This window comes from Coprothermobacter sp. (assembly GCA_013824685.1).
Lineage (GTDB): Bacteria > Caldisericota > Caldisericia > Cryosericales > Cryosericaceae > Cryosericum.
Genome location: PNOG01000008.1, coordinates 51,955 through 71,336, shown reverse-complemented (window position 1 = coordinate 71,336; position 19,382 = coordinate 51,955). Strand labels below are relative to the sequence as shown.

The following is a 19,382-nucleotide window of genomic DNA, read 5'->3' as shown; positions in this document are numbered from 1 at the left end:
GGTGTTCCCCAAATTGTGGCCGGAACCTGATCGGTTCCAACTGTGTGCACATTGGCTTGCCCCAGAGTAGTGGTTCTGCGTTGAAACAGGAGGTTGACATATTATGACTGGACAGACGGCAATGATATCGGCGTTCGGCGTACTGCTGCTGGTGGCTGTCGCCATCTTCATCTGGGTGCGCAGGAGCAAGTTCGGCGGCTGGGCCATGGGGCTTAGCGTGGCGCTCATGTTCGTCGCGGTCGCGGGGCTGGTGTTCTCGGCGTTCGCAGGCATCTACACGGATTTCCTGTTCTTCACCGAGGTCGGCTATCGGCAGGTCTTCTGGACAAGGACGCTGGCGAAAATCGCCGCCTATGTGGTAGGGGCCGTCGTGGCCTATGCCATGGTGTGGGCGGTCACGGGACTCCCGCGTGGCCTGTTCGCCGGGATGAACGCGGACGACGCCCGTCGCACTTCTCAGACGCTCAAATGGGCGCGCATCATCATTGCCCTTGTTACCGCGAACTTCGTTGGTTTCGGTGCAAGCGGTCTCAGTCTGCAGCTCCTGGCCGCGACACGCCAGGTGGCGTCGACGGCGTACACCGACCCCATCTTTGGGCACAGCATCAGCTTCTACTTCTTCACATACCCTGTGGTACGAGGGCTCCTGGGCATTCTTGCGGGCATCGCCGTGGGCGGTCTGGCGGTGATCGGTGCAAGTTTCCTTCTGGCGACATCTGTGGCTGGCGATGCCGCGCTGCACCGTGGACTGCGCAACCGCCTGAGCTTCTTTGCAGGCATCCTGTTGCTTATCGCGGCTGCAGGAGTCTGGTTCTCGATGTATGGACTTCTGTTCCAGAGCAACGGCGTTGTGTTCGGCGTGAGCAACGCGGATCAGGTCGTCCGCATCCCGCTTATCAAGGCGACGGCCGTTGGCATCCTGCTGTGCGGCATCGTATTCCTGCTGGCTTCGTTCAAGCCACGGCTGGCAAACCCGAGATTCCTCGGCTGGCTCGGCGCCATCACGCTCATCGCCTATGTTCTGCTTGTATCTGGCATTCCAGCGCTCTATCAGCGCTTTGCCGTCAAGCCCAACGAACTCTCCCGCGAGACGCCCTATCTGGCCAACAACATCGCGGCGACCAATACCGCGTTTGGCCTGTCGGCCGTCAACGTGATCCCCGACCCTGGCACGCAGACGATCTTGTCCGCGGGCGCTGTCGGGGCCAACAAGGACGTTCTGCAGAACGTGCGGCTGTGGGACTGGCGCGCGCTGGCCGATACCAACGAGCAGCTGCAGTCCATCCGCAGCTACTACAAGTTCAACGATATCGACATCGATCGCTATACGTTGAACGGGAAGCCGCAGGAAGTCATGATTGCGGCGCGTGAGCTGGACCAGTCACTGCTGTCGGATACCTCGCGCAGTTTCGTCAATGATCGGCTGGTCTACACCCACGGATTCGGCGTCGTCGCAAATGGTGTCAGCGACTTCTCGTCCGAAGGCGCTCCCGTGTATGCCGTGAAGGACATTCCTCCCGTCAGCAACGGTGGGTTCGTCGATATTTCCGAGCCGCGCATCTACTATGGTGAAAGCACGAACGGGTATGCCATCGTCAAGGGTAATTCGTCGGAATTCGACTATCCACAGGGCGACGCCAACAAGCAGTACCAGTACACGGGCAATGGCGGCATCCGCCTGTCGATGCTCAACCGGCTTGCCTTCTCCTTCGTCAACCAGAACGTCAACATCCTGATATCTGGGCAGATCAGCAGCGAATCACGAATCATGGTTTATCGCAATCTCCAGGAGCGCGTCAAGCACATTGCGCCGTTCCTCGAGGTGGACAGTGATCCCTACATCGTCGTGGACCCCGAGGGCAGGCTCTTCTGGTTCGGTCAGGGGTATACGACCTCGCAGTACTTCCCCTACAGCGAGTACTACGATGCCGGCGCAGAGTTGAACGGCAAGGTCGTCAACTACATCCGCAACAGTTTCATGTACACCGTGAACGCATTCGACGGGACGACGACCTTCTACCGCATCGACAAGGCCGATCCTATTGCAGCGACCATCGACCGTGTCTACCCGGGGCTGTTCAAGACGCTCGACGACGCTCCATCGTTCGTCAAGGATCACTACCGGTATCCGTCCGGGCTGGGCGCGCTGCAGAGCCGCGTCTTCTCGAAGTACCACATGACGGACCCCCGTGTGTTCTATGGACAGGAAGACAAGTGGGCGGTGGCAAAGGAACGCTACCTGGGAACAGATGCCTCCATCGAGCCGTACTATATCTTCTTCAGGATGCCGGGGTCGACGGGACAGGTGTTCTCGCTGGTCACGCCGTTCACGCCTGTCGGAAAGGACAACCTCGTCGCGCTTATGGCAATCAGTTCCGATATCGGCAGCCCCGATCGTGTGTCGGTCATCAAGTTCAGCAAGGACCGTGTTGTGTACGGTCCGTTCCAGGTCGAGGCCCGCATCGATCAGGATACGGAGATCTCCAAGACGCTGACGCTCTGGAACCAGCAGGGTTCGCAGGTCCTCCGGGGCAACATGCTCATCTTGCCGGTCGACGGCTCGCTGCTGTATATCGAGCCCATCTATCTGCAGTCCAGCAGCTCCAAGATGCCGCAGATCAAGAAGATCGTCGCGGCCACCAAGGACAAGCTGGTGTGGGGGGACAATCTAGACCAGGCTCTCAGCAGTCTACTGGGAACGACGGTGGACATTGGTGGGGTAGGACCAGCGACCACTACTGAACCTGGGACAATCGTACCACCTGAGACGGGGACGACGGGAGGGGCTGTAACGGCTGGGACCGTGACGGCCGAACAGAAAGCGCTCATCGCGGAAGCAGTCGCTACGATGACCCGGTACAAGCAGTACACGGCAGCGGGCGACTTCGCGAAGGCTGGGCAGGAACTCAAGGCGCTCGAAGACGTCCTGGCAAAACTGGACGCATTGAAGACACCATAGCAGTAAGTCCGGAGTGTGCAAAACGGGCCACGGCAAGCGCTGTGGCCCGTTTTGCATATACTGGACACAAGGCACCAGCTGTCATCCGAAATCACGGTGTCTTTGGTGGAGAACTGGACATGATGCGACAACCTGACGTACGGCGTGGAATTCCTATGGCATTGTGCGCCGGTACGCTGCTGGGAGCAGGAGCTCCTCTTTCAAAGCTGCTGGTCTCCCGGATGGACCCCGTAGCTCTTGCAGGAGCGCTGTATACCGGTCCGGCGATCATCGCCGCGCTGGCGCTGCTGCTGGGACTCAGCAAACGCGGGCGGTATGTGCGCGTCACGCGTCGGGATGTTCCACGTCTCGCTGTCACAGTGCTGACCGGTACGATCGCAGCGCCTGTCCTCCTCATGTATGGAATTCGTATGTCCAGCGGATTTGCTGCTTCGCTCATGCTGAACATGGAGGCGGTTGCCACAGCACTCATCGCACTAACATTCTTCGGCGAGCGCGTTTCTCCGTCAATCTGGCTTGCCGTCCTGTGCATGACGCTCACCGGCATCCTGGTCACCGGTACGGGCGGTGAAGGATTGGCACCTGTCGCGGGGGCAATGCTCATTCTCGGCTCCTGTGCCGCATGGGGGATTGAGACGAATGTCGTGACGACACTGTCGTCGCGTGACCCTCTGCTGGTCACGCTCATCGAATGCCTGCCGGCCGCAGTGATCCTTACGCTGGTGGGCGCCTTCCGCATGGGCGGCCTTCCGCCGGTGCGCGATCTCTTGTTGGGAGTACTGCTGGGATCCGTGTCCAACGGAGTCGGCCTGCTGCTCTACTTCGTGTCCCTGCGGACCATGGGGGCGGCACGGACAGCCGCTTTCGCAGGTGTTGGGCCGCTGGCCGGCGCCCTGCTGTCGCTCGTGCTGTTCAGAACGCCTGTCACCTGGGTCGTCGTTGCTGCGCTCGGACTGACGGCGGCAGCCGTCCTCGTCGTGGGGCGCGATGACGAGCGGCGTTCACTGGCGTGGGAGACTGTGGAGGGGTGAACGTCCGCCGGGGCATTCCACTTGCGCTGGGAGCGGGAGTCCTGTTCGGGCTCAGTGCCCCCCTGTCGAAGCTCATCGTCGCCGGTATGGATCCGATCGCGCTCGCCGGTGTCCTCTACCTTGGAGCATTCGTGGCCGTGTCCGTGGGTCGTCTGCTTGGGGTGACGCGTGGACTGCAGAGCGAACCACTCCGGCGCTTGGACGCGCCGTACGTGCTCACGATGATCGCCGTCGGTGGAGTCTTGGCACCCGTCCTCCTGATGTTCGGCGTACGTGCTGCGTCGGGGTTCACAGCATCGCTTCTCCTGAACCTCGAGGGCGTGACCACGGCGCTCATTGCATGGATGTTCTTCAGGGAACGTGTTTCGGGGGCGGTGTGGGGGGCGGTCGTACTGATGACGACGACCGGTGTCCTGCTCACCGGGGTCACGGCGGGCGAGATGTCCAGCATGGTCGGACCGCTGCTGATCGTGGGCGCTGCCATTGCGTGGGGCGTCGATAACAACGTGTCCGCGCGGCTGTCCCGCTGCGATCCCCTTGTCCTGGTCAGTGTCAAGGGACTGGCGGCGGGACTCTTCTCTCTGGGACTCTCGTGGGTGACCAGAGGAAGCTTGCCTGCCCCGACCAACCTCCTGGCCGGGCTTGGCGTCGGCTGCATCTCGTATGGGGTTTCTCTTGTGCTGTTCATCCTTTCGCTCAAGGCTATGGGCGCGGCCCGCACGGGAGCCTTCTTTGCCGTGGGTCCCTTGGCCGGAGCCCTGCTGTCGCTGGTCATCTTCCGCAGTCCGTTTACGTGGGCGATGGCGGTGGCGCTAGTCCTGACGGCGTCGTCGATTGCGCTGGTGGCAAGCGAGGGCCTGCGCGCCGATGGCAGGCCACAAGCCGACCAGTTGACCGAATGACCGTTCAGGACAAACTGTAACGTTTGCGGAGAGTCCGTCATCCGGGAGGCTCATAGGAAGTGGGTAACGCGCGCTTGTGTATGTGGACAGGGTCGCCTGTCCATGGTTGATCAGCCGGTTCGTCGGCAATGATGAGCTGAAGGAGACGACCAGCAGACCGTCATGATGAACTCACACATCGCTCACACTGGAAATACTGATTGGCTGAACAATACTATAGTGTCCATTACCCTGTACCAGGAGGAACAACAATGACAACAGCTATCAAGAGTGTACTGGCACGAGAGATCCTTGATTCGCGTGGCAATCCGACGGTCGAAGTAGAGGTCACCCTTGCATCCGGCATCATGGCACGGGCGGGCGTTCCATCTGGTGCGTCGACCGGTATTCATGAAGCTCTGGAACTGCGTGACGGTGACAAGGCCCGCTATGGCGGAAAGGGTGTCCTGAAGGCCGTAGAACATGTGAACAAGGAGATTGCGCCCGCTGTTATGGGCAAAGATGCTACCGACCAGGCCAGTATCGACCATGCGATGATCGAGCTGGACGGCACTCCGCACAAGAACAGACTGGGCGCCAACGCCATTCTGGGCGTCAGCCTGGCAACCGCACGGGTTGCGGCACAGGCCTGTGACCTTCCGTTGTACCGGTACATTGGCGGCGTGACCGCGACAATGCTGCCGGTCCCCATGTTCAACATCATGAACGGCGGCGTCCACGCCAACTGGCAGGGAACCGACCTGCAGGAATTCATGATTGCCCCGGTGGGCGCACCAACGTTCCGGGAGGCTGTGCGCTGGGCAAGCGAAACGTATCATACGCTCCAGAGCGTTCTCAAGAGCGCGGGCTACACCACCGGCGTCGGTGACGAAGGTGGATTTGCTCCGGCGCTCAAGCGCAACGCTGACGCCATTGAGCTGATCATCAAGGCCATCGAGAAAGCCGGGTACAAGCCGGGCGAGCAGATCGCCATCGCCCTCGACCCAGCCTCCAGTGGTTTCTATGAAGACGGCCTTTACAACCTGCGTACCGAGGGTCGCAAGGCCACGTCTGCCGAAATGGTTGCCATGTATGCCGACTGGGTGGAGAAGTATCCACTCGTCGTCCTCGAGGACGGTCTGGCCGAAGACGATTGGGACGGTTGGAAGCTGCTGAACCAGACCATCGGGCAGAAGATCGAGCTGGTCGGCGACGACCTGTTTGTCACCAATGTCGAACGCATCCAGCGCGGCATCGACGAGAACGCTGCCAACGCTGTCCTCATCAAGCTGAACCAGATCGGCACGCTGACCGAGACTTTCGCGGCCATCATGATGGCGCGCAAGGCCGGATGGGGAGCCATGGTGTCCCACCGCAGTGGCGAGACCGTCGACAGCTTCATCGCCGACCTGACCGTCGGTATGGGCACAGGTCACCTGAAAACGGGTGCGCCCTGCCGTGGCGAACGTGTCGAGAAGTACAATCAGCTCATGCGCATCGAAGAACAGCTGGGCGACCAGGCCTCGTACGCCGGACACGCCGCGTTCGTACGGCCCTAGCTAGCGGGGAAAAGCACGTGAACGGCGCGGCACGACTCCTGTCCAAGAGATGAATCAGGACAGCGTGCCGCGCCGTCGCATTCCTGGCGCTATCCGCAGCTTCTTCGCCCTGAACTCCAGCATGATTGCCCTGCTTGCCATGGTTGTCCTGGTGGGCATGGGCGAGAAGATGGCCGAGCGGTTCCTGCCACTGTACCTCATGGCCGTAGGCGGCACGACATGGGCGGTCGGCTCGCTGAACGGCATGGACAACCTGCTGTCGGCTCTCTACAGCTTTCCGGGGGGATATCTCAGCGACCTGCTGGGCTACAAGAAAGCACTCATCGTGTTCAACCTCGTCGCGATGGCAGGATATGTGATCGTCATCCTCGTTCCCACGTGGTGGGCGGTCCTCGTCGGTGCCGTCTTCTTCATCTCCTGGACAGCGATCTCTCTGCCGGCGATCATGTCGCTGGTCAGCAAGGCCGTCCCAAAGGACAAGCGCACAATGGGCGTCAGCCTCCACTCACTGACACGGCGCATCCCCATGGCGTTGGGGCCGGTCGTCGGTGGCGCGCTCATCCAGGTGTTCGGACGCATCAAGGGTGTCCGTATCTCGTTCGGGGTCGCCCTGCTGCTGGGGGCCGTAGCCATCCTGCTGGAGGTCTTCTTCATCAAGGAAGACCCGGATGCCGGCAAGAAGGACCGTGCTGTTCGCCTCAAGGACTCTATCCATTTCATTACCCCAGATCTGCGCAACCTGCTTATTTCGGATATCCTCATCCGGTTCTCCGAACAGATTCCCTATGCGTTCGTCGTCCTGTGGGTCGTGGACCGGAACGGTATGACGCCCTTGCAATTCGGCGTCCTGACGACGATCGAGATGATAACCGCGATGCTCGTCTATATCCCCATCGCAATCCTGGCGGACCGCAACAGCAAGAAGCCGTTTGTCCTGACGACGTTTGTCTTCTTCACCGCATTCCCGATTGTGCTGTACTTCAGCCGGTCATTCCCTGCGCTGTGTGGTGCTTTCGTCCTGCGCGGCCTCAAGGAATACGGAGAGCCGACGCGCAAGGCACTGATCATGGACCTTGCACCGGAGAACGCCAAGGCGTCGACGTTTGGGACGTACTATCTCCTCCGGGACGTCATCGTCTCGGTCGCAGCCTTTGGTGCCGCCTGGTTGTGGAATAGGGGACCGGGAGTGAACTTCTTCACCGCCGCAGCCTTCGGGGCTGCCGGCACGATCTACTTCGCAGTGTTCGGGCGCGACCTCAAGTCCGCTGCCTGACGTTTCGCATCTCGGCGCCTGCGGGCGAAAGCGGGCACGCCCACGACGAGAATAGACCACCATACCCCGATACTCCACCCCGCGAGGATGTCCGACAGATAGTGCGCGCCAAGGTACAGGCGGCTGAACCCGATGAGCAGAGGGAAGAGAAATGCAAGGGCCAGCCAGAGCCTCTTGAGTCTGGGCGAGCGCGTGGCGCGGAACAGTAGATAGAAGCCGAGTGCGTAGAGGGCTACCGAGATGCTGGCGTGTCCGGACGGAAAGCTCGCATCCAGGGGGGTGACGACCGCGAGTACGGCTGGGGGCCGCGGCCTGCCGAAACCGGCCTTGCCGAGCGAAACGACAAGCTGTGACCCGGCGGTGGCAACAATGATCGACAACGCCGAGCGACGCCTTCGGTTCCACAGGAAGACGACCGCGCCGATCAGCACGATGACGACTACCTGCCAGTTTCCAACGAAGGTGACGGCCTCGAAGAAACCGATGCCGGCCGGCGTACGGTGTGCGGCAAGCCAGTGCACGAGCCATCCGTCGGCCAGCACGATACTTTCCGTGTCGAGCACCTCCTCCGCCAGTCCCGAGACGAGGGCGCCGACGTATAGCAGGGCTGCACCCACCAGCACGGCGAAGGGCACGGGGTTCTGCAGCCAGAGGCGTGCGCGACTGGCCAGGAACGACACCTGTTTTCTCATGCAGACATGATAGCAGAACAGACGCGGAAGCATGCATGCCTGGGCTTGCCTGGCGGGGCTGTCCCGATACACTTCAGAGGCAGGGACCCATTTCCGTGGTACTCCAGGAGGTACGAGTGCGCGACGCGAAGACCAGAGAAGCCTTTAGTGCTGAACACCATGCGCTGCTGCTGGGCCACGAAGAGACACAGCGTGCTCAGGGGGAGTGGATGCTCCCATGGAGCTACCACACCGCGCACCTCTATGCCACGATGAGCGCAGTGCTGCAGCGGGAGCTGGGTTCTGCCGGTGTCGCTGTCTCACAGGCGGTGCTGGAGACCTTTGCCGCACGATTCGGCCCTGCCATGGCAGATGTCCTTGCCACGGATGCCGGTACCGATTTCGACGTGCTGCCGGAGGGACGATGAGCTCCTCTCTGTGCTGCGCCCGGTGCGGCCGTGACTACGACGATGATGGAAGACGCCTGCGCTGCGATTGTGAAGGCATGCTCGACGTGCGGTTCGAGCCGTCCTTCCGGCCCAGCATGACGGCTGGACGACCATATGATCAGTGGCGCTACCGCGAGGCACTGCCTGTCGGCGACGACGTCGTGACGATGGGGGAGGGCTGGACGCCTCTGCTGTCCGTACTATTCGACGGGAGCGCGCTGCTGATCAAGCAGGAACAGCTCTTTCCGACTGGCTCGTTCAAGGACCGGGGCGCGGCAGTCCTCATGACGCACCTGCGCGAGCTCGGTGTGGAGCGTGTCGTCGAGGATTCCTCGGGCAACGCGGGCTGCGCGGTGGCCGCGTATGCCGCCCGTGCCGGTATCGCCTGCGATATCTACGTACCCGAGGATACCTCCCCCGCCAAGACGGCGCAGATCGAGGCATATGGTGCGACGCTGCACCGTATCCCCGGAACGCGCGAAGACACAGCGCGCGCGGCGCTTGAGGCGGCCGCGACGTGTGTGTACGCCAGCCATGTGTACAGTCCGTGGTTTCTGCAGGGGACGAAGACGTTTGCGTATGAGGTCGCGGAACAGCTCGGCTGGACGACCCCCGATACCCTGGTGCTGCCCGCGGGTAACGGCACCTTGCTGCTTGGGGCGTACCTGGGGTTCACGGAGCTCACGCGGGCGGGAATCGTGAGTCATGTGCCACGCATCATCGCCGTACAGACTGCGGCATGCGCGCCTCTTTCTGGCGCGTTCGCGGAGGGCCTGGATGAACCCGTCGCAATCCATGCGAGCCACACGACTGCCGAGGGCATCGCCATTGCGACCCCGACGCGTGGTTCGCAGGTGCTGGCGGCGGTGCGTGCCACCGGCGGATCGTTCGTGGCCGTTGCTGAACGGGAGATCGTCGCCAGTCTCCGAGATTGTTGTCGAGGCGGCTGGTTCATCGAACCGACGTCCGCCGCGGTGATCGCGGGCGCGCGCAGGTATGCCCGCACCGCAGCGCCCGGCGAGATTATTGTCACAGCGTTTACCGGACATGGGTTGAAGGCGGCGGGCAAGATCGCTGAACTCGTGGATTCTCTCTGACAAGATGAGGTCAGCGATGCAGCTGGCACGTTCTCGTGCCCGGGTCGCCGACTGCAGGCGGCATCGGCCCCGCAGGAACACGATCGAATATGCGTCAGGTGGTTCTGACGGCGCGGAACAGGATCCAGGAGCTCAGGATAGCCAGTGCGGCTATGGAAAGGGCGAGCGTTGCCCGGTACTCCTTGCGTTCTTCCTCAGTCATTCGGCCGTGGTCGCGCAGCAGCATGGTCGCAGCTACGGAACCCGCAATAGCCAGCAGCAGTACTGATGCGATATTGCTGGGAACATAGAGGTTGCGCCCACCGGGCGCCATGGTCCGTCCGTCCCAGACGTAGTTGCCTAGTCCCAACAGGCCTCCGGCGAAGGCCATGATCGTCATAAGTCTTCTCATCCAGGACACTCCTTGTTTCCGGCCGGCTGTAGGCGTCATAGCGTTATTTGGGGTCAGCGGGCTCCCTGGATTTCGCGCAGGTCGATCACTGTCTCCTCGGGCTTGAGGAGACCGCGCATCGCGTTCTGGTCTACATCTGCCACCTTGAGGATAATCCGGAGACGATGTGGTGATGCGGCAGGGAACGATGACACGGTCGTAACGCCCCCACCCGCTTCGACGATGCGGTTAAACAGCGAGGCGAGAGCACCCTTGCGGTTGTCTATCTCAAGAGATGCGCGGACACCCGGTGCGCGTGAACCCAGCATTTCGACGAACAGCTTGAAGATGTCCGTTTCGGTGATGATCCCTACAAGGGTGTGCGACTCCGAAGGACTCACGACGGGCAACGCGCCGATGTTGTGGTCAGCCATGGTCGCAGCAGCAATCTCGATGGGACAGTCAGGACAGACCGTGACCACGTCCTGGTGCATGACCTGGCGTATAGGCAGGGCAGCAGCCTTGGCGCTGGCTTCGACCCAGCTGATGGGTCGGTCGACGGAGGGCAGGGCATACAGCAGGTCCTTCTCGGAGACGATGCCGACCAACAAGTCGTCTTCGACGACAGGAAGACGGTGAACGTTGCGCGCGCGCATTATGTTGAGAGCGTCGGACAACCGTGCCTCGGGCTCGATGGTCACGAGGTCGTGCGTCATGTATTCACGGACAAGCATCGGCTTCTCCCTGGGACCTTAGCGCTTGCGCGCCGTGCCAACCAGGAACGCACCGGTCAGCGGCCTGAACATGCGGCCGAAGAACTCCCGTCGCGAGGCGGTGCTGTCCAGGAACGCGTCCTCGTCGGGAAGTGTGTGGATGCAGCTTTCCATCGTCAGGGCCCCAAAAGTGCCCGTGCGGTGGATCAGCAAGCGCAGGTCGGACGACGAGAAGAAATGGGCCGCCCCGTAGATAGACTCTTCACGTTTGGCGTGTTCACGGCGAGCATCGGCCCATGGAGAATCGTTGTTGAGGACGCCGACGACCAGCTTGCCCCCCGGTCGTAGTACCCGGGCCATTTCCATGAGAGCCATCAGTGGGTCCGCGGCAAACTCGAGCGCGGTAATCGACACAACCATGTCGAAGGTCCTGTTTTCGTAGGGGAGCTTGAGCATGTCAGCCTGATCGTACCAGATGTACTGGCCACGGTCCTGGGCCTTGCGGCGCGCTATCTCGATCATCTTGGGGGAGATGTCTACGGCAGTGACGTCGGCGCCGCCTTCGGACAACCGAATACTGTACAGTCCGGTGCCGCATCCCACGTCCAGGACGGTCTTGCCCCGCACGACGCCCACATGCTTGAAGACCAGAGCGCTTTCGAGCTCATCTTCATAGGCGCCCAGGGGTGTCATGTACCAGCTATCGTAAGTATCAGCCATGCTGTCGAACAACGCGTCGTCTGCCATGTGGCGCCTCCCGGAGAAAATCCTCTCTATTCATTGTCTGCGAGACAGGCAGGAATGCAAGATGGAGGAATGCAGGTGATGCCGTCATGGATCGACTGACCGGCTGATTCTCGCAACAGCGCTGGAGCGGTGAAAGACTAGCTTGCAGAGCAGACTGACGGCCCGACGATGTGTTTTGTCGCCGGGCCGCTTTGCTCCAGGAAACCTGAGGCTCAAGCTTCCGTTTTCAGGTTGAAGATACGATAGGCCAGAAGGTACAGTGCAACGGCCAGCAGACTGCCGATCGCGTCCGCGATGACGTGCTGCTTGAGGACCTGAGTGGCGATGACCGTGACCACGGCAAACACCGTCATCAGGCAAGCGACGGGACGGTAGCTCCTCTTGACCCACCAGAAGCTGGCGGCAAGAGCAGACAGGCCGCAATGCAGCGATGGGAAGCAGTTGTAAGGGTTGTCGCTGGCATACTTCGCCAGCAGAGCGTCGACGTATCTGCTGCTGCCCGCGACCAGGTTGGTGGGACGGGGCACATACGTCTGGAACACGATGTAGACACCGTTGCTGATAGCCTGGATGGCGATGAAGGCGACGCCGAATGCCGTGAAGATCTTCGGATGGAAGACGAAGAAGAACAGGAGACAGAAGTAGAGGACAGGTTCCAGCCAGTTGTACGGGACGATGAATTGCGGGATGACCGGAACCCACCGATCGAAGGCTGTCTGCAGGATGTGGACGTTGGCCGTCGCGTGGTTGGTCATGCCGTACCAGGTCGAGGACCAGTAGACACCACCGGCGAGAACGACGTTCACCAGGTATCTCCACCAGTTCTCCGTCATGAATCGTTTCAGTCTGTCCATCGCGTTCTCCTCCTCCCCGACGACAGCTCACTCGCGCTGCGCGGGCACACCAGGCATGATAGCCCTGGATGAGTGTAGTACAAGGACAGCGAAAAGGGCCGGAACACGTCCTCCGGCCCGCAAATGCTTCCCGTATGTCTGGTCTAGCCCCTGGCCGTCTCGGTGGTTCTCGTGAGCAAGGTGTGGATGGCACGTGCGGCCTTGCGGCCCTGGCCCATGGCCAAGATGACTGTCGCAGCGCCCAGCACGATGTCGCCACCTGCAAAGACTCCCGGGACCGACGTCTCCATGGTTTCTTCGTCAGTGATGATGCCCCCGTGCCTGTTCATCTGCAGACTCGGGAGAGCGGCGGGGATCAGCGGGTTGGGGTTGTTGCCGATCGCCACGACGACGACGTCCGCAGGGATATTGCCGATCTGGCCGGCAATCGGCAGCGGCCGCCTGCGACCGGATGCGTCCAGTTCCCCGAGCTGCATCTTCTGCAGAGTCAGGCCGGTGACCCATCCCTCACTATTGCCGAGGATCTCCAGGGGGTTCTGGAGGAAATGGAACTCGATTCCCTCCTGGATCGCATGGTGATATTCCTCTTTGCGGGCGGGCATTTCCTCCTCCGAGCGTCGATAGATGACCATGGCCCTTAGGGCTCCCAGCCGCAGTGCCGTCCGGGCCGAGTCCATGGCGACATTGCCGCCGCCCAGGACCGCCACTGATTTGCCGTGCAGGATGGGGGTGTCGGAGTTCTCGTCGTAGGCGTGCATGAGGTTGGCGCGCGTCAGATACTCGTTGGCGGAGTACACGCCAAGCAGACTCTCGCCCGGGATGCCCAGGAAATTGGGAAGCCCGGCGCCACTTCCGATGAACACGGCGTCGTAGTCCCTGCGCACCTCGTCGACCGTGAGGGACTTACCGATGACCGTGTTGTAGTGGAAATCGACGCCGAGTCTGGTCAGGTAGGCAACCTCCGCATAGACGATCTTCTTGGGCAGACGGAACTCGGGAATGCCATATCCCAGGACGCCTCCCGGCATGTGCAGCGCTTCGAACACGGTGACAGCGTGACCCAGCTTGATGAGGTCGCCGGCTACGGTGAGGCCTGCGGGACCGCTGCCGATGACGGCTACGCGCTTGCCGGTCGAGGGTGGAATCTGAGGGATGATTGCTGCGTTGTTCTCTCGTTCCCAGTCGGCCAGGAATCGTTCCAGCTTGCCGATCTGCACAGCCTTTCCGACATCCCGGTGCGCCTTGCCTACGGTGCAGCTCTTCTGACACTGCTCTTCCTGGGGGCAGACGCGCCCACAGACGGCAGGCAGCAGGTTGGTCTGCTTGATGATTCCGATCCCGGCGATGTAGTCGCCGGACTCGATGGCCTGAATGAAGTCGGGGATGCGCACGCCGACGGGGCAACCCTCGACACAGGGCTGGCTGGTGCAATGAAGGCAGCGCTGCGCTTCCTGCAACGCCATTGCGGGGGTGAACCCCAGTGGCACCTCGCGGACGTTGTGGACGCGTTCGGCGGGGTCCTGCTCGGGCATGACGACAGGCGGCAGCTTCAGTCGATCGGCAGCGTTCATCGGGCCTCCCCGGCGTCCAGGCCGACGCGGCATTCGTGGTCATAGCGTTCAGCTGCCTCCTGCTCCGCTGTGTGGTAGGTCCCGAGACGACGGATCATGCTGTCCCAGTCTACCTTGTGTGCATCGAACTCTGGGCCGTCCACGCAGGCGAACTTCATCTCGCCGCCCACCGTGACACGACATCCGCCGCACATGCCGGTCCCGTCGATCATGATGGGGTTCAGGGAGGCCATCGTGGGGATGCCGAGTTCCTTGGTGAGCAGAGACGTGAACTTCATCATGAGAGGGGGGCCGATGACGACAGCCTGGTCGATGTGCGTCCCGCCGTTCACGAGAGAGCGGATCGCGTCGGTCACGAGTCCCTTGGTGCCATACGACCCGTCGTCGGTGGTGACGATGAGCTCATCGCTCACAGCGCGCAGGTCGTCTTCGAGAATGAGCAGGTCGTGCGTCCTGGCTCCGAGGACCGTGATGACACGGTTGTGGGCTTCTTTCATGCCCTTCGCGATAGGGTAGAGAGGAGCTGTCCCGATGCCGCCGCCAACGCACAGCACGGTCCCGAACCGCTGGATATGCGTTGGTTTGCCCAGTGGGCCAACAATGTCGTGGATGGCATTCCCGGGTCTGAGCATGGCCATCTCACGCGTGGTCTTGCCGACGGACTGGACGATCAGGGAAATGGTCCCCATCTCGGGGTTTGCATCGGCAATCGTCAGCGGAATCCGCTCACCGTGGTCCGTCACGCGGATGATGACAAACTGTCCAGGCTTCCTGTGCATCGCAACCAGTGGCGCGTCGACGACATAGCGGACGACGTTGCGTCCGAGCTCTTCTCTTCTGCAGATCGTATTCATGCGTTCCTCTTGGTTTCCCGGTGAATGAGTTCGTTACAGTATATTCCGAAAAGGCGAGAGGCATCAGGCCGGTTGCTGTGATGGCGCCTCTGCTCAATGGTTTGCAGTTCTTTCCCAATTGTCGTATAACCTAAGCCAGAGAGGTGTGATGATGCTTGGGACGTTCATTGCCGGATACGGAGCCGAGATGCTTCGGCGTACGCTCCAGCACATATCGATGGTTGGCGTCGCCCTTGTGCCGTGTGATCCTTGCGGTCACCTTGGCGCCATCTGGTGTGGCGGGGGCCTGGCTGGTCCATTGTCGAAGAGATGGCGCGGGCGGGTTGGTCCTTGGTGTCAGGGGAAATGAACGCTGTCACCGCGCCGGGACCGGTCGTGAACGGATGACTGCTGCAGGTAGAAGTAGCCCTGATGTTGGGAACACATGGACGAGGGGAGCTGATATGAGCGGGAAGACAGACAGACTGCAGGCAGCGACGGATATGGTGACCGCGATAGCGGCCAGCGTCGAGACCGTGCTGCGTGGCAAGCATGAACAGGTCCTGCTGGCCCTGGTTCCAATGATCGCGGGTGGACATTTGTTGCTGCAGGACGTGCCGGGTGTCGGCAAGTCGACGCTGGCGCAAGCACTGGGGCAATCCATCGGAGCGTCCTATAGCCGAATCCAGTTCACGTCCGACCTCCTGCCCGCCGATATCCTTGGCGTCAACGTCTATGAGGCTGCTACCGGGGAGTTCCGGTTCCGGCGCGGCCCCATCTTCGCGAACGTCGTTATGGCCGACGAGATCAACAGGGCCAGCCCCAAGACCCAATCTGCGCTTCTGGAGGCCATGAACGATCGGCGCATCAGTATCGACGGGGCGACATGGGAGCTGCCAGACCCGTTCTTCGTCATCGCCACACAGAATCCTATCGAGTATACGGGGACGTACCCTCTGCCCGAGAGCGAACTGGACCGCTTCCAGCTGTGCATGGGTATTGGATACCCGGACGTCGACGCGGAGCGCAGGATCCTGACCGAGCGCCCCGTACGCCAGCATTCCATCCATCTGCAGCCGGTAGCCTCAGTCCAGCAGGTGCTGGACGCACAGGATGCGGTCGACAACGTGACGGTGGCACCAGCGGTGCTGGACTACCTCCTCGCGTTTGCGCGCGCGACCCGTTCCGAGACGCTGTTCGAGGTTGGCGTCAGCCCGCGGGGCGCTATCGATCTGCTCAAGGCAGTTCGCGCATGGGCGCTGCTGCAGGGTCGCACGTTCGTCGTCCCTGACGACGTCAAGACGATGGCTCCATACGTAGCAGCTCACCGCATCCTGCGTCGTGGCAGTCGAAAAGGGGCATCGCGCGCCGATATCGACCGCGTCTTCGAGCAGGTACTCGCTCCTGCCTGACGGGCGTGGCTCCATGCTTCAATCGCGATGAATCTGGTCGAGCTGCGGTACAGGAAGTCCCACCGAGCCGAACGGCTGACCCGCAGTGGCCTGTTGTTCTTCCTTGCCATCATCGGCATCGGGGCGGTCGCCATCAACTCGGGCAACAACCTTCTGTATCTCATCTTCAGCGCACTCCTTTCTGCGCTTATCTTTTCGGGACTGCTGTCGGTCGCGAACCTTCGCCGTCTCGACATCTCGCTTGACGCAGCAGACGAGGTCTATGCTGGCCGTCCGGCACTTCTCGGCATCAGGGTTCGCAATACTGGTTCGTTCCCGCTGTTCTTCGCACGCATCGCCGTCCGGGAGCGTGGAGACACTGTTTCGTTGAGCGTTCCCTTCGTGGACGCTCGTTCTGCCCTGGAACTTCCACTCACCCTTACCCTGCCCACGCGAGGGCGCGTGACGGGACTGTGGGCGGACATTGCGTCGACGTTCCCCTTCGGTATCGTCGAGATGCGCAGGGACGTGATTGTTGGTGGGGAGCTGGTTGTCTACCCACAGATCCATCCCGTCCTCTTGCGGCAGCAGGATGAACAGGGCGAACACCGCCTCGAGAGAGCGAGGGCAGGTGGCGACGGGGATTTCTTCTCTCTGCGCAGGTACCACGAGGGCGACGATTCCCGCCACATCGACTGGAAGGTGTCGGCGCGGAGGGGCGACCCCTACGTTGTGGAACAGGAAGCCAGGTATCAACAGGAGACGGTCTTCTACCTCGACACGGCAAGGGGTGCGTGGCCTGACAGCCAGGCGTTTGAACTCGGCGTCTCGAAGATCGCGAGTGGTCTGACGTCGGTCTTCGAGTCGGGAGAGGCCGTCGCGCTTGCTCTTCCCGGATCGTTTCTGGTCGGACGTGAGCGCAGGGTGTGGCAGCAGGCAATGGAGCTGCTGGCTCTGGCGGAACTCACGGAGGACCCTCCCCATTCCGGACCTCTCCACAGTTTCACGCACGAAGCCATCACCTTTGTGAGTGGTGCTCCGTGAAGAGTTCGCTGGACATCCGGCGCATGCTGGCGTTCCTGCTCGGTCTCACGGCGTGCGGGTTTCTGTCCATCGTCGAGTCCTGGTATGCTCTGTATGCCATCGCATTCCTCGTGGCCCTGCTCCTGGCCGGGCACGTTCAGGGGCGCTGGGGACGGCGCTCTCTCGAAGCACTCCCCCTCGTCTGGTTCCTCGTCCTCGTGGTCCTGGGGACCCAGCTCTTCGCTCTCCTTGCGCAGGCGATGCTGGCAGCAATGACGTGCCGATTCGTTCTGACAGAAAATACCCGCGACTATCAGGGACTGGTGCTCATCGGCGTTTTTGTTACTGTCCTGTCTGCCGCCGGGTCCATCTCAGCGGCATTCGGGCTTCTGCTGCTCACCGAGTTCCTGATTGCGACCGTCCTGCTGATCATGGCCCAGTTTGAAGGCAGGGTCCCGCACATCGGCTGGGGATTTTATGGTGTCATCGTCGTGTCTGCGCTCGTGTCGTTTGTGTTTGCATTTGGCGTGTTCTTTGCCCTTCCGCGGTGGACACTGGGCTATATCAAGGGCAGTCCTGCGCTGGCGACCCAGACGACAGGTTTCTCCAAGGACGTCACGATCACCCCTGGAGAAGTTCAGCAGGACAATACCGTCGTCATGCGTGTCGAGCCCCGGAAGGGTGGTCCCCGGTTGCCCCTGCCTGCTTACATCTCGGGCATGCGCTACACGACCTTCAATGGCAGGCAATGGCTGGTCGCCGCTGGTCGCCCTGAGTCCCTGTATGCGTCCTCCGGGATTGATTCGTTTGTGGTGAGCGAGCAGCAACCCGATACGCTGACGACCGTGTACCTCGAGCCGACTGGGACGGACGTCGTCTTCGGACTGGAACATGTGACCGGAGTGCGAGGGCAGTTTCAGTACCTTCGGCGCGACACGGAGGGGAGCCTGTTCACGGATGCGCCGTACTACAAGACGATCCGGTACGATGTCTCGTCGCTGGATCGAGACACGGTCCCTGTAGACAGTGTCGTGGCTCGACGGCCGACATTGCTGGGAAGGTACCTTCAGGTCCCTGAGCTTTCGCAGGCATTCAGGGACGTTGCCTCACGTATCGTGCAGGGTCTGACAGTCAGAGACAAGGCGCGAGCGACTCGCGACTATCTCCTGGCCAACTATGACTACTCACTGAACCCGACGGCGTCTTCGGTGGAGGACTTCGTGGTGAACCGGCGCACCGGGTACTGCGAGCACTTCGCGACGTCCATGGTGTTGTTGCTGCGTGCCGAGGGCGTTCACGCCCGCCTGGTGTCCGGTTTCGTAGCCACAGAGTGGAACAACGCCTCGGGGTATCTCATTGTTCGGGCCAAGGACGCACACACGTGGGTCGAGGTCCTGGATGGGAACCTCTGGGTTCGCTACGACCCGACGCCCAGCTCCTTCCAGCAGGTGTCGCTGATGACAAATGTCCTCGACAATATTCGCATGGCCTGGTACCGGAACGTCGTCACGTACGACCTGGCCAGGCAGGTGCAGACGGCCAACAGTCTCAGCCAGTTTCTCACTGGCAGTGGCCGTGCCGTCGCCGGGGCGTTCGAGTCCTTCCGGACGACAGTGTCACGTTTGGCGCGTGACTGGCGCGTCATTGCGGGCCTATGTGCGGCTGCCGCCCTGGCAGTTCTGTTCCTGCGCCGCCGGTCGGAGGACAGGCGTGGCCGGCTCGCTTCAGCGCTGGAGGACCTCGTCGGAGAACGGCGGCGCCCCGGCGAGACGCTTCTGGAGCTGGTGCACCGTGCGGCGCCGTCTCCCGGTGTTGAAGGCCTTGTCTGGCGCGTCTATGACGCCCTCTTCGCCGGGGAGCGATCGGTGGAGGAGGAGAAGGCCGTCCTGCGACTCATCCACGATGCGCGGCGTGCCCAAGCGACGGCCGGTCCTCAATTGTGAATCCCTTTGGGGTCAGG

The 19,382-nt window shown here is 61.6% G+C and carries 17 protein-coding genes; 10 read left to right on the top strand and 7 right to left on the bottom strand.

The features are described from left to right. Positions 1-103: 103 nt before the first annotated feature. The 5 genes from C0398_02335 (at position 104) to C0398_02315 (ending at position 7,703) form a co-directional block, all read left to right on the top strand. The gene (locus C0398_02335) at positions 104-2,959 is read left to right on the top strand and encodes a hypothetical protein (GenBank protein MBA4364828.1); all 2,856 of its coding nucleotides are present in this window, start codon (positions 104-106) and stop codon (positions 2,957-2,959) included. Positions 2,960-3,078: 119 nt separating this feature from the next. Beyond that, complete coding sequence (locus tag C0398_02330; protein MBA4364827.1) at positions 3,079-3,990, top strand: hypothetical protein; 912 nt, start codon at positions 3,079-3,081, stop codon at positions 3,988-3,990. Beyond that, on the top strand, positions 3,969-4,892 hold the full coding sequence (locus tag C0398_02325) for an EamA family transporter (protein ID MBA4364826.1): 924 nt from the start codon (positions 3,969-3,971) through the stop codon (positions 4,890-4,892). The genes C0398_02330 and C0398_02325 overlap by 22 nt, the downstream gene beginning before the upstream one ends. Positions 4,893-5,143: 251 nt before the next feature. Next, the gene (locus tag C0398_02320) at positions 5,144-6,430 is read left to right on the top strand and encodes a phosphopyruvate hydratase (protein MBA4364825.1); all 1,287 of its coding nucleotides are present in this window, start codon (positions 5,144-5,146) and stop codon (positions 6,428-6,430) included. A 49-nt stretch (positions 6,431-6,479) separates the two neighbouring features. After that, complete coding sequence (locus C0398_02315) at positions 6,480-7,703, top strand: MFS transporter (GenBank protein MBA4364824.1); 1,224 nt, start codon at positions 6,480-6,482, stop codon at positions 7,701-7,703. Here the strand turns inward: C0398_02315 and C0398_02310 are convergent. Next, complete coding sequence (locus tag C0398_02310; protein MBA4364823.1) at positions 7,661-8,467, bottom strand: hypothetical protein; 807 nt, start codon at positions 8,465-8,467, stop codon at positions 7,661-7,663. The two genes, C0398_02315 and C0398_02310, sit on opposite strands and share 43 nt — an antisense overlap. A gap of 44 nt (positions 8,468-8,511) precedes the next feature. On the opposite strand from C0398_02310, the gene C0398_02305 reads away from it, so the two are divergent. Both C0398_02305 and C0398_02300 read left to right on the top strand, forming a co-directional pair. Further along, entirely contained in the window at positions 8,512-8,802 is a 291-nt protein-coding gene (locus C0398_02305; GenBank protein ID MBA4364822.1) for a hypothetical protein, read from the top strand. Next, positions 8,799-9,920, top strand: a complete 1,122-nt coding sequence (locus C0398_02300; GenBank protein ID MBA4364821.1) for a threonine synthase — start codon at positions 8,799-8,801, stop codon at positions 9,918-9,920. Before C0398_02305 ends, C0398_02300 begins: the two co-directional genes overlap by 4 nt. Positions 9,921-10,014: 94 nt before the next feature. On the opposite strand, the gene C0398_02295 is transcribed toward C0398_02300, so the two are convergent. From C0398_02295 to C0398_02270, 6 genes are all read right to left on the bottom strand, one after another. Next, positions 10,015-10,299, bottom strand: a complete 285-nt coding sequence (locus C0398_02295) for a hypothetical protein (protein MBA4364820.1) — start codon at positions 10,297-10,299, stop codon at positions 10,015-10,017. Between the two features lie 65 nt (positions 10,300-10,364). After that, positions 10,365-11,024: a hypothetical protein gene (locus tag C0398_02290; protein ID MBA4364819.1), complete on the bottom strand. Its 660-nt coding sequence runs from the start codon at positions 11,022-11,024 to the stop codon at positions 10,365-10,367. An 18-nt stretch (positions 11,025-11,042) separates the two neighbouring features. Then, positions 11,043-11,750 (bottom strand): ubiquinone biosynthesis protein UbiE, encoded by a 708-nt coding sequence (locus tag C0398_02285; protein MBA4364818.1) that lies wholly within the window; start codon positions 11,748-11,750, stop codon positions 11,043-11,045. Between the two features lie 212 nt (positions 11,751-11,962). Beyond that, positions 11,963-12,604, bottom strand: coding sequence for a hypothetical protein (locus C0398_02280; GenBank protein ID MBA4364817.1), 642 nt, complete (start codon positions 12,602-12,604; stop codon positions 11,963-11,965). A gap of 143 nt (positions 12,605-12,747) precedes the next feature. Then, positions 12,748-14,175, bottom strand: coding sequence for a glutamate synthase (NADPH), homotetrameric (gene gltA, locus C0398_02275; protein MBA4364816.1), 1,428 nt, complete (start codon positions 14,173-14,175; stop codon positions 12,748-12,750). Continuing rightward, complete coding sequence (locus C0398_02270; protein ID MBA4364815.1) at positions 14,172-15,029, bottom strand: ferredoxin-NADP reductase; 858 nt, start codon at positions 15,027-15,029, stop codon at positions 14,172-14,174. Before C0398_02270 ends, gltA begins: the two co-directional genes overlap by 4 nt. Positions 15,030-15,511: 482 nt before the next feature. Here C0398_02270 and C0398_02265 point away from each other — a divergent pair, with 482 nt between their 5' ends. Genes C0398_02265 through C0398_02255 form a run of 3 tightly spaced genes read left to right on the top strand, consistent with a single transcriptional unit; the run spans position 15,512 to position 19,365 of the window. Beyond that, positions 15,512-16,420 (top strand): hypothetical protein, encoded by a 909-nt coding sequence (locus tag C0398_02265; protein MBA4364814.1) that lies wholly within the window; start codon positions 15,512-15,514, stop codon positions 16,418-16,420. 27 nt (positions 16,421-16,447) lie between these two features. After that, positions 16,448-17,443, top strand: a complete 996-nt coding sequence (locus C0398_02260; protein ID MBA4364813.1) for a hypothetical protein — start codon at positions 16,448-16,450, stop codon at positions 17,441-17,443. Continuing rightward, the gene (locus tag C0398_02255; GenBank protein ID MBA4364812.1) at positions 17,440-19,365 is read left to right on the top strand and encodes a hypothetical protein; all 1,926 of its coding nucleotides are present in this window, start codon (positions 17,440-17,442) and stop codon (positions 19,363-19,365) included. The genes C0398_02260 and C0398_02255 overlap by 4 nt, the downstream gene beginning before the upstream one ends. Positions 19,366-19,382 lie beyond the last annotated feature (17 nt).

Coding starts and splice junctions, on each gene's coding strand:
- C0398_02260 (MBA4364813.1), top strand. CDS start 16,448: ATGAATCTGGTCGAGCTGCGGTACAGGAAGTCCCACCGAGCCGAACGG.
- C0398_02270 (MBA4364815.1), bottom strand. CDS start 15,029: ATGAATACGATCTGCAGAAGAGAAGAGCTCGGACGCAACGTCGTCCGC.
- C0398_02335 (MBA4364828.1), top strand. CDS start 104: ATGACTGGACAGACGGCAATGATATCGGCGTTCGGCGTACTGCTGCTG.
- C0398_02295 (MBA4364820.1), bottom strand. CDS start 10,299: ATGACGATCATGGCCTTCGCCGGAGGCCTGTTGGGACTAGGCAACTAC.
- C0398_02300 (MBA4364821.1), top strand. CDS start 8,799: ATGAGCTCCTCTCTGTGCTGCGCCCGGTGCGGCCGTGACTACGACGAT.
- C0398_02290 (MBA4364819.1), bottom strand. CDS start 11,024: ATGCTTGTCCGTGAATACATGACGCACGACCTCGTGACCATCGAGCCC.
- C0398_02320 (MBA4364825.1), top strand. CDS start 5,144: ATGACAACAGCTATCAAGAGTGTACTGGCACGAGAGATCCTTGATTCG.
- C0398_02315 (MBA4364824.1), top strand. CDS start 6,480: ATGAATCAGGACAGCGTGCCGCGCCGTCGCATTCCTGGCGCTATCCGC.
- C0398_02285 (MBA4364818.1), bottom strand. CDS start 11,750: ATGGCAGACGACGCGTTGTTCGACAGCATGGCTGATACTTACGATAGC.
- C0398_02265 (MBA4364814.1), top strand. CDS start 15,512: ATGGTGACCGCGATAGCGGCCAGCGTCGAGACCGTGCTGCGTGGCAAG.
- C0398_02280 (MBA4364817.1), bottom strand. CDS start 12,604: ATGGACAGACTGAAACGATTCATGACGGAGAACTGGTGGAGATACCTG.
- C0398_02330 (MBA4364827.1), top strand. CDS start 3,079: ATGATGCGACAACCTGACGTACGGCGTGGAATTCCTATGGCATTGTGC.
- gltA (MBA4364816.1), bottom strand. CDS start 14,175: ATGAACGCTGCCGATCGACTGAAGCTGCCGCCTGTCGTCATGCCCGAG.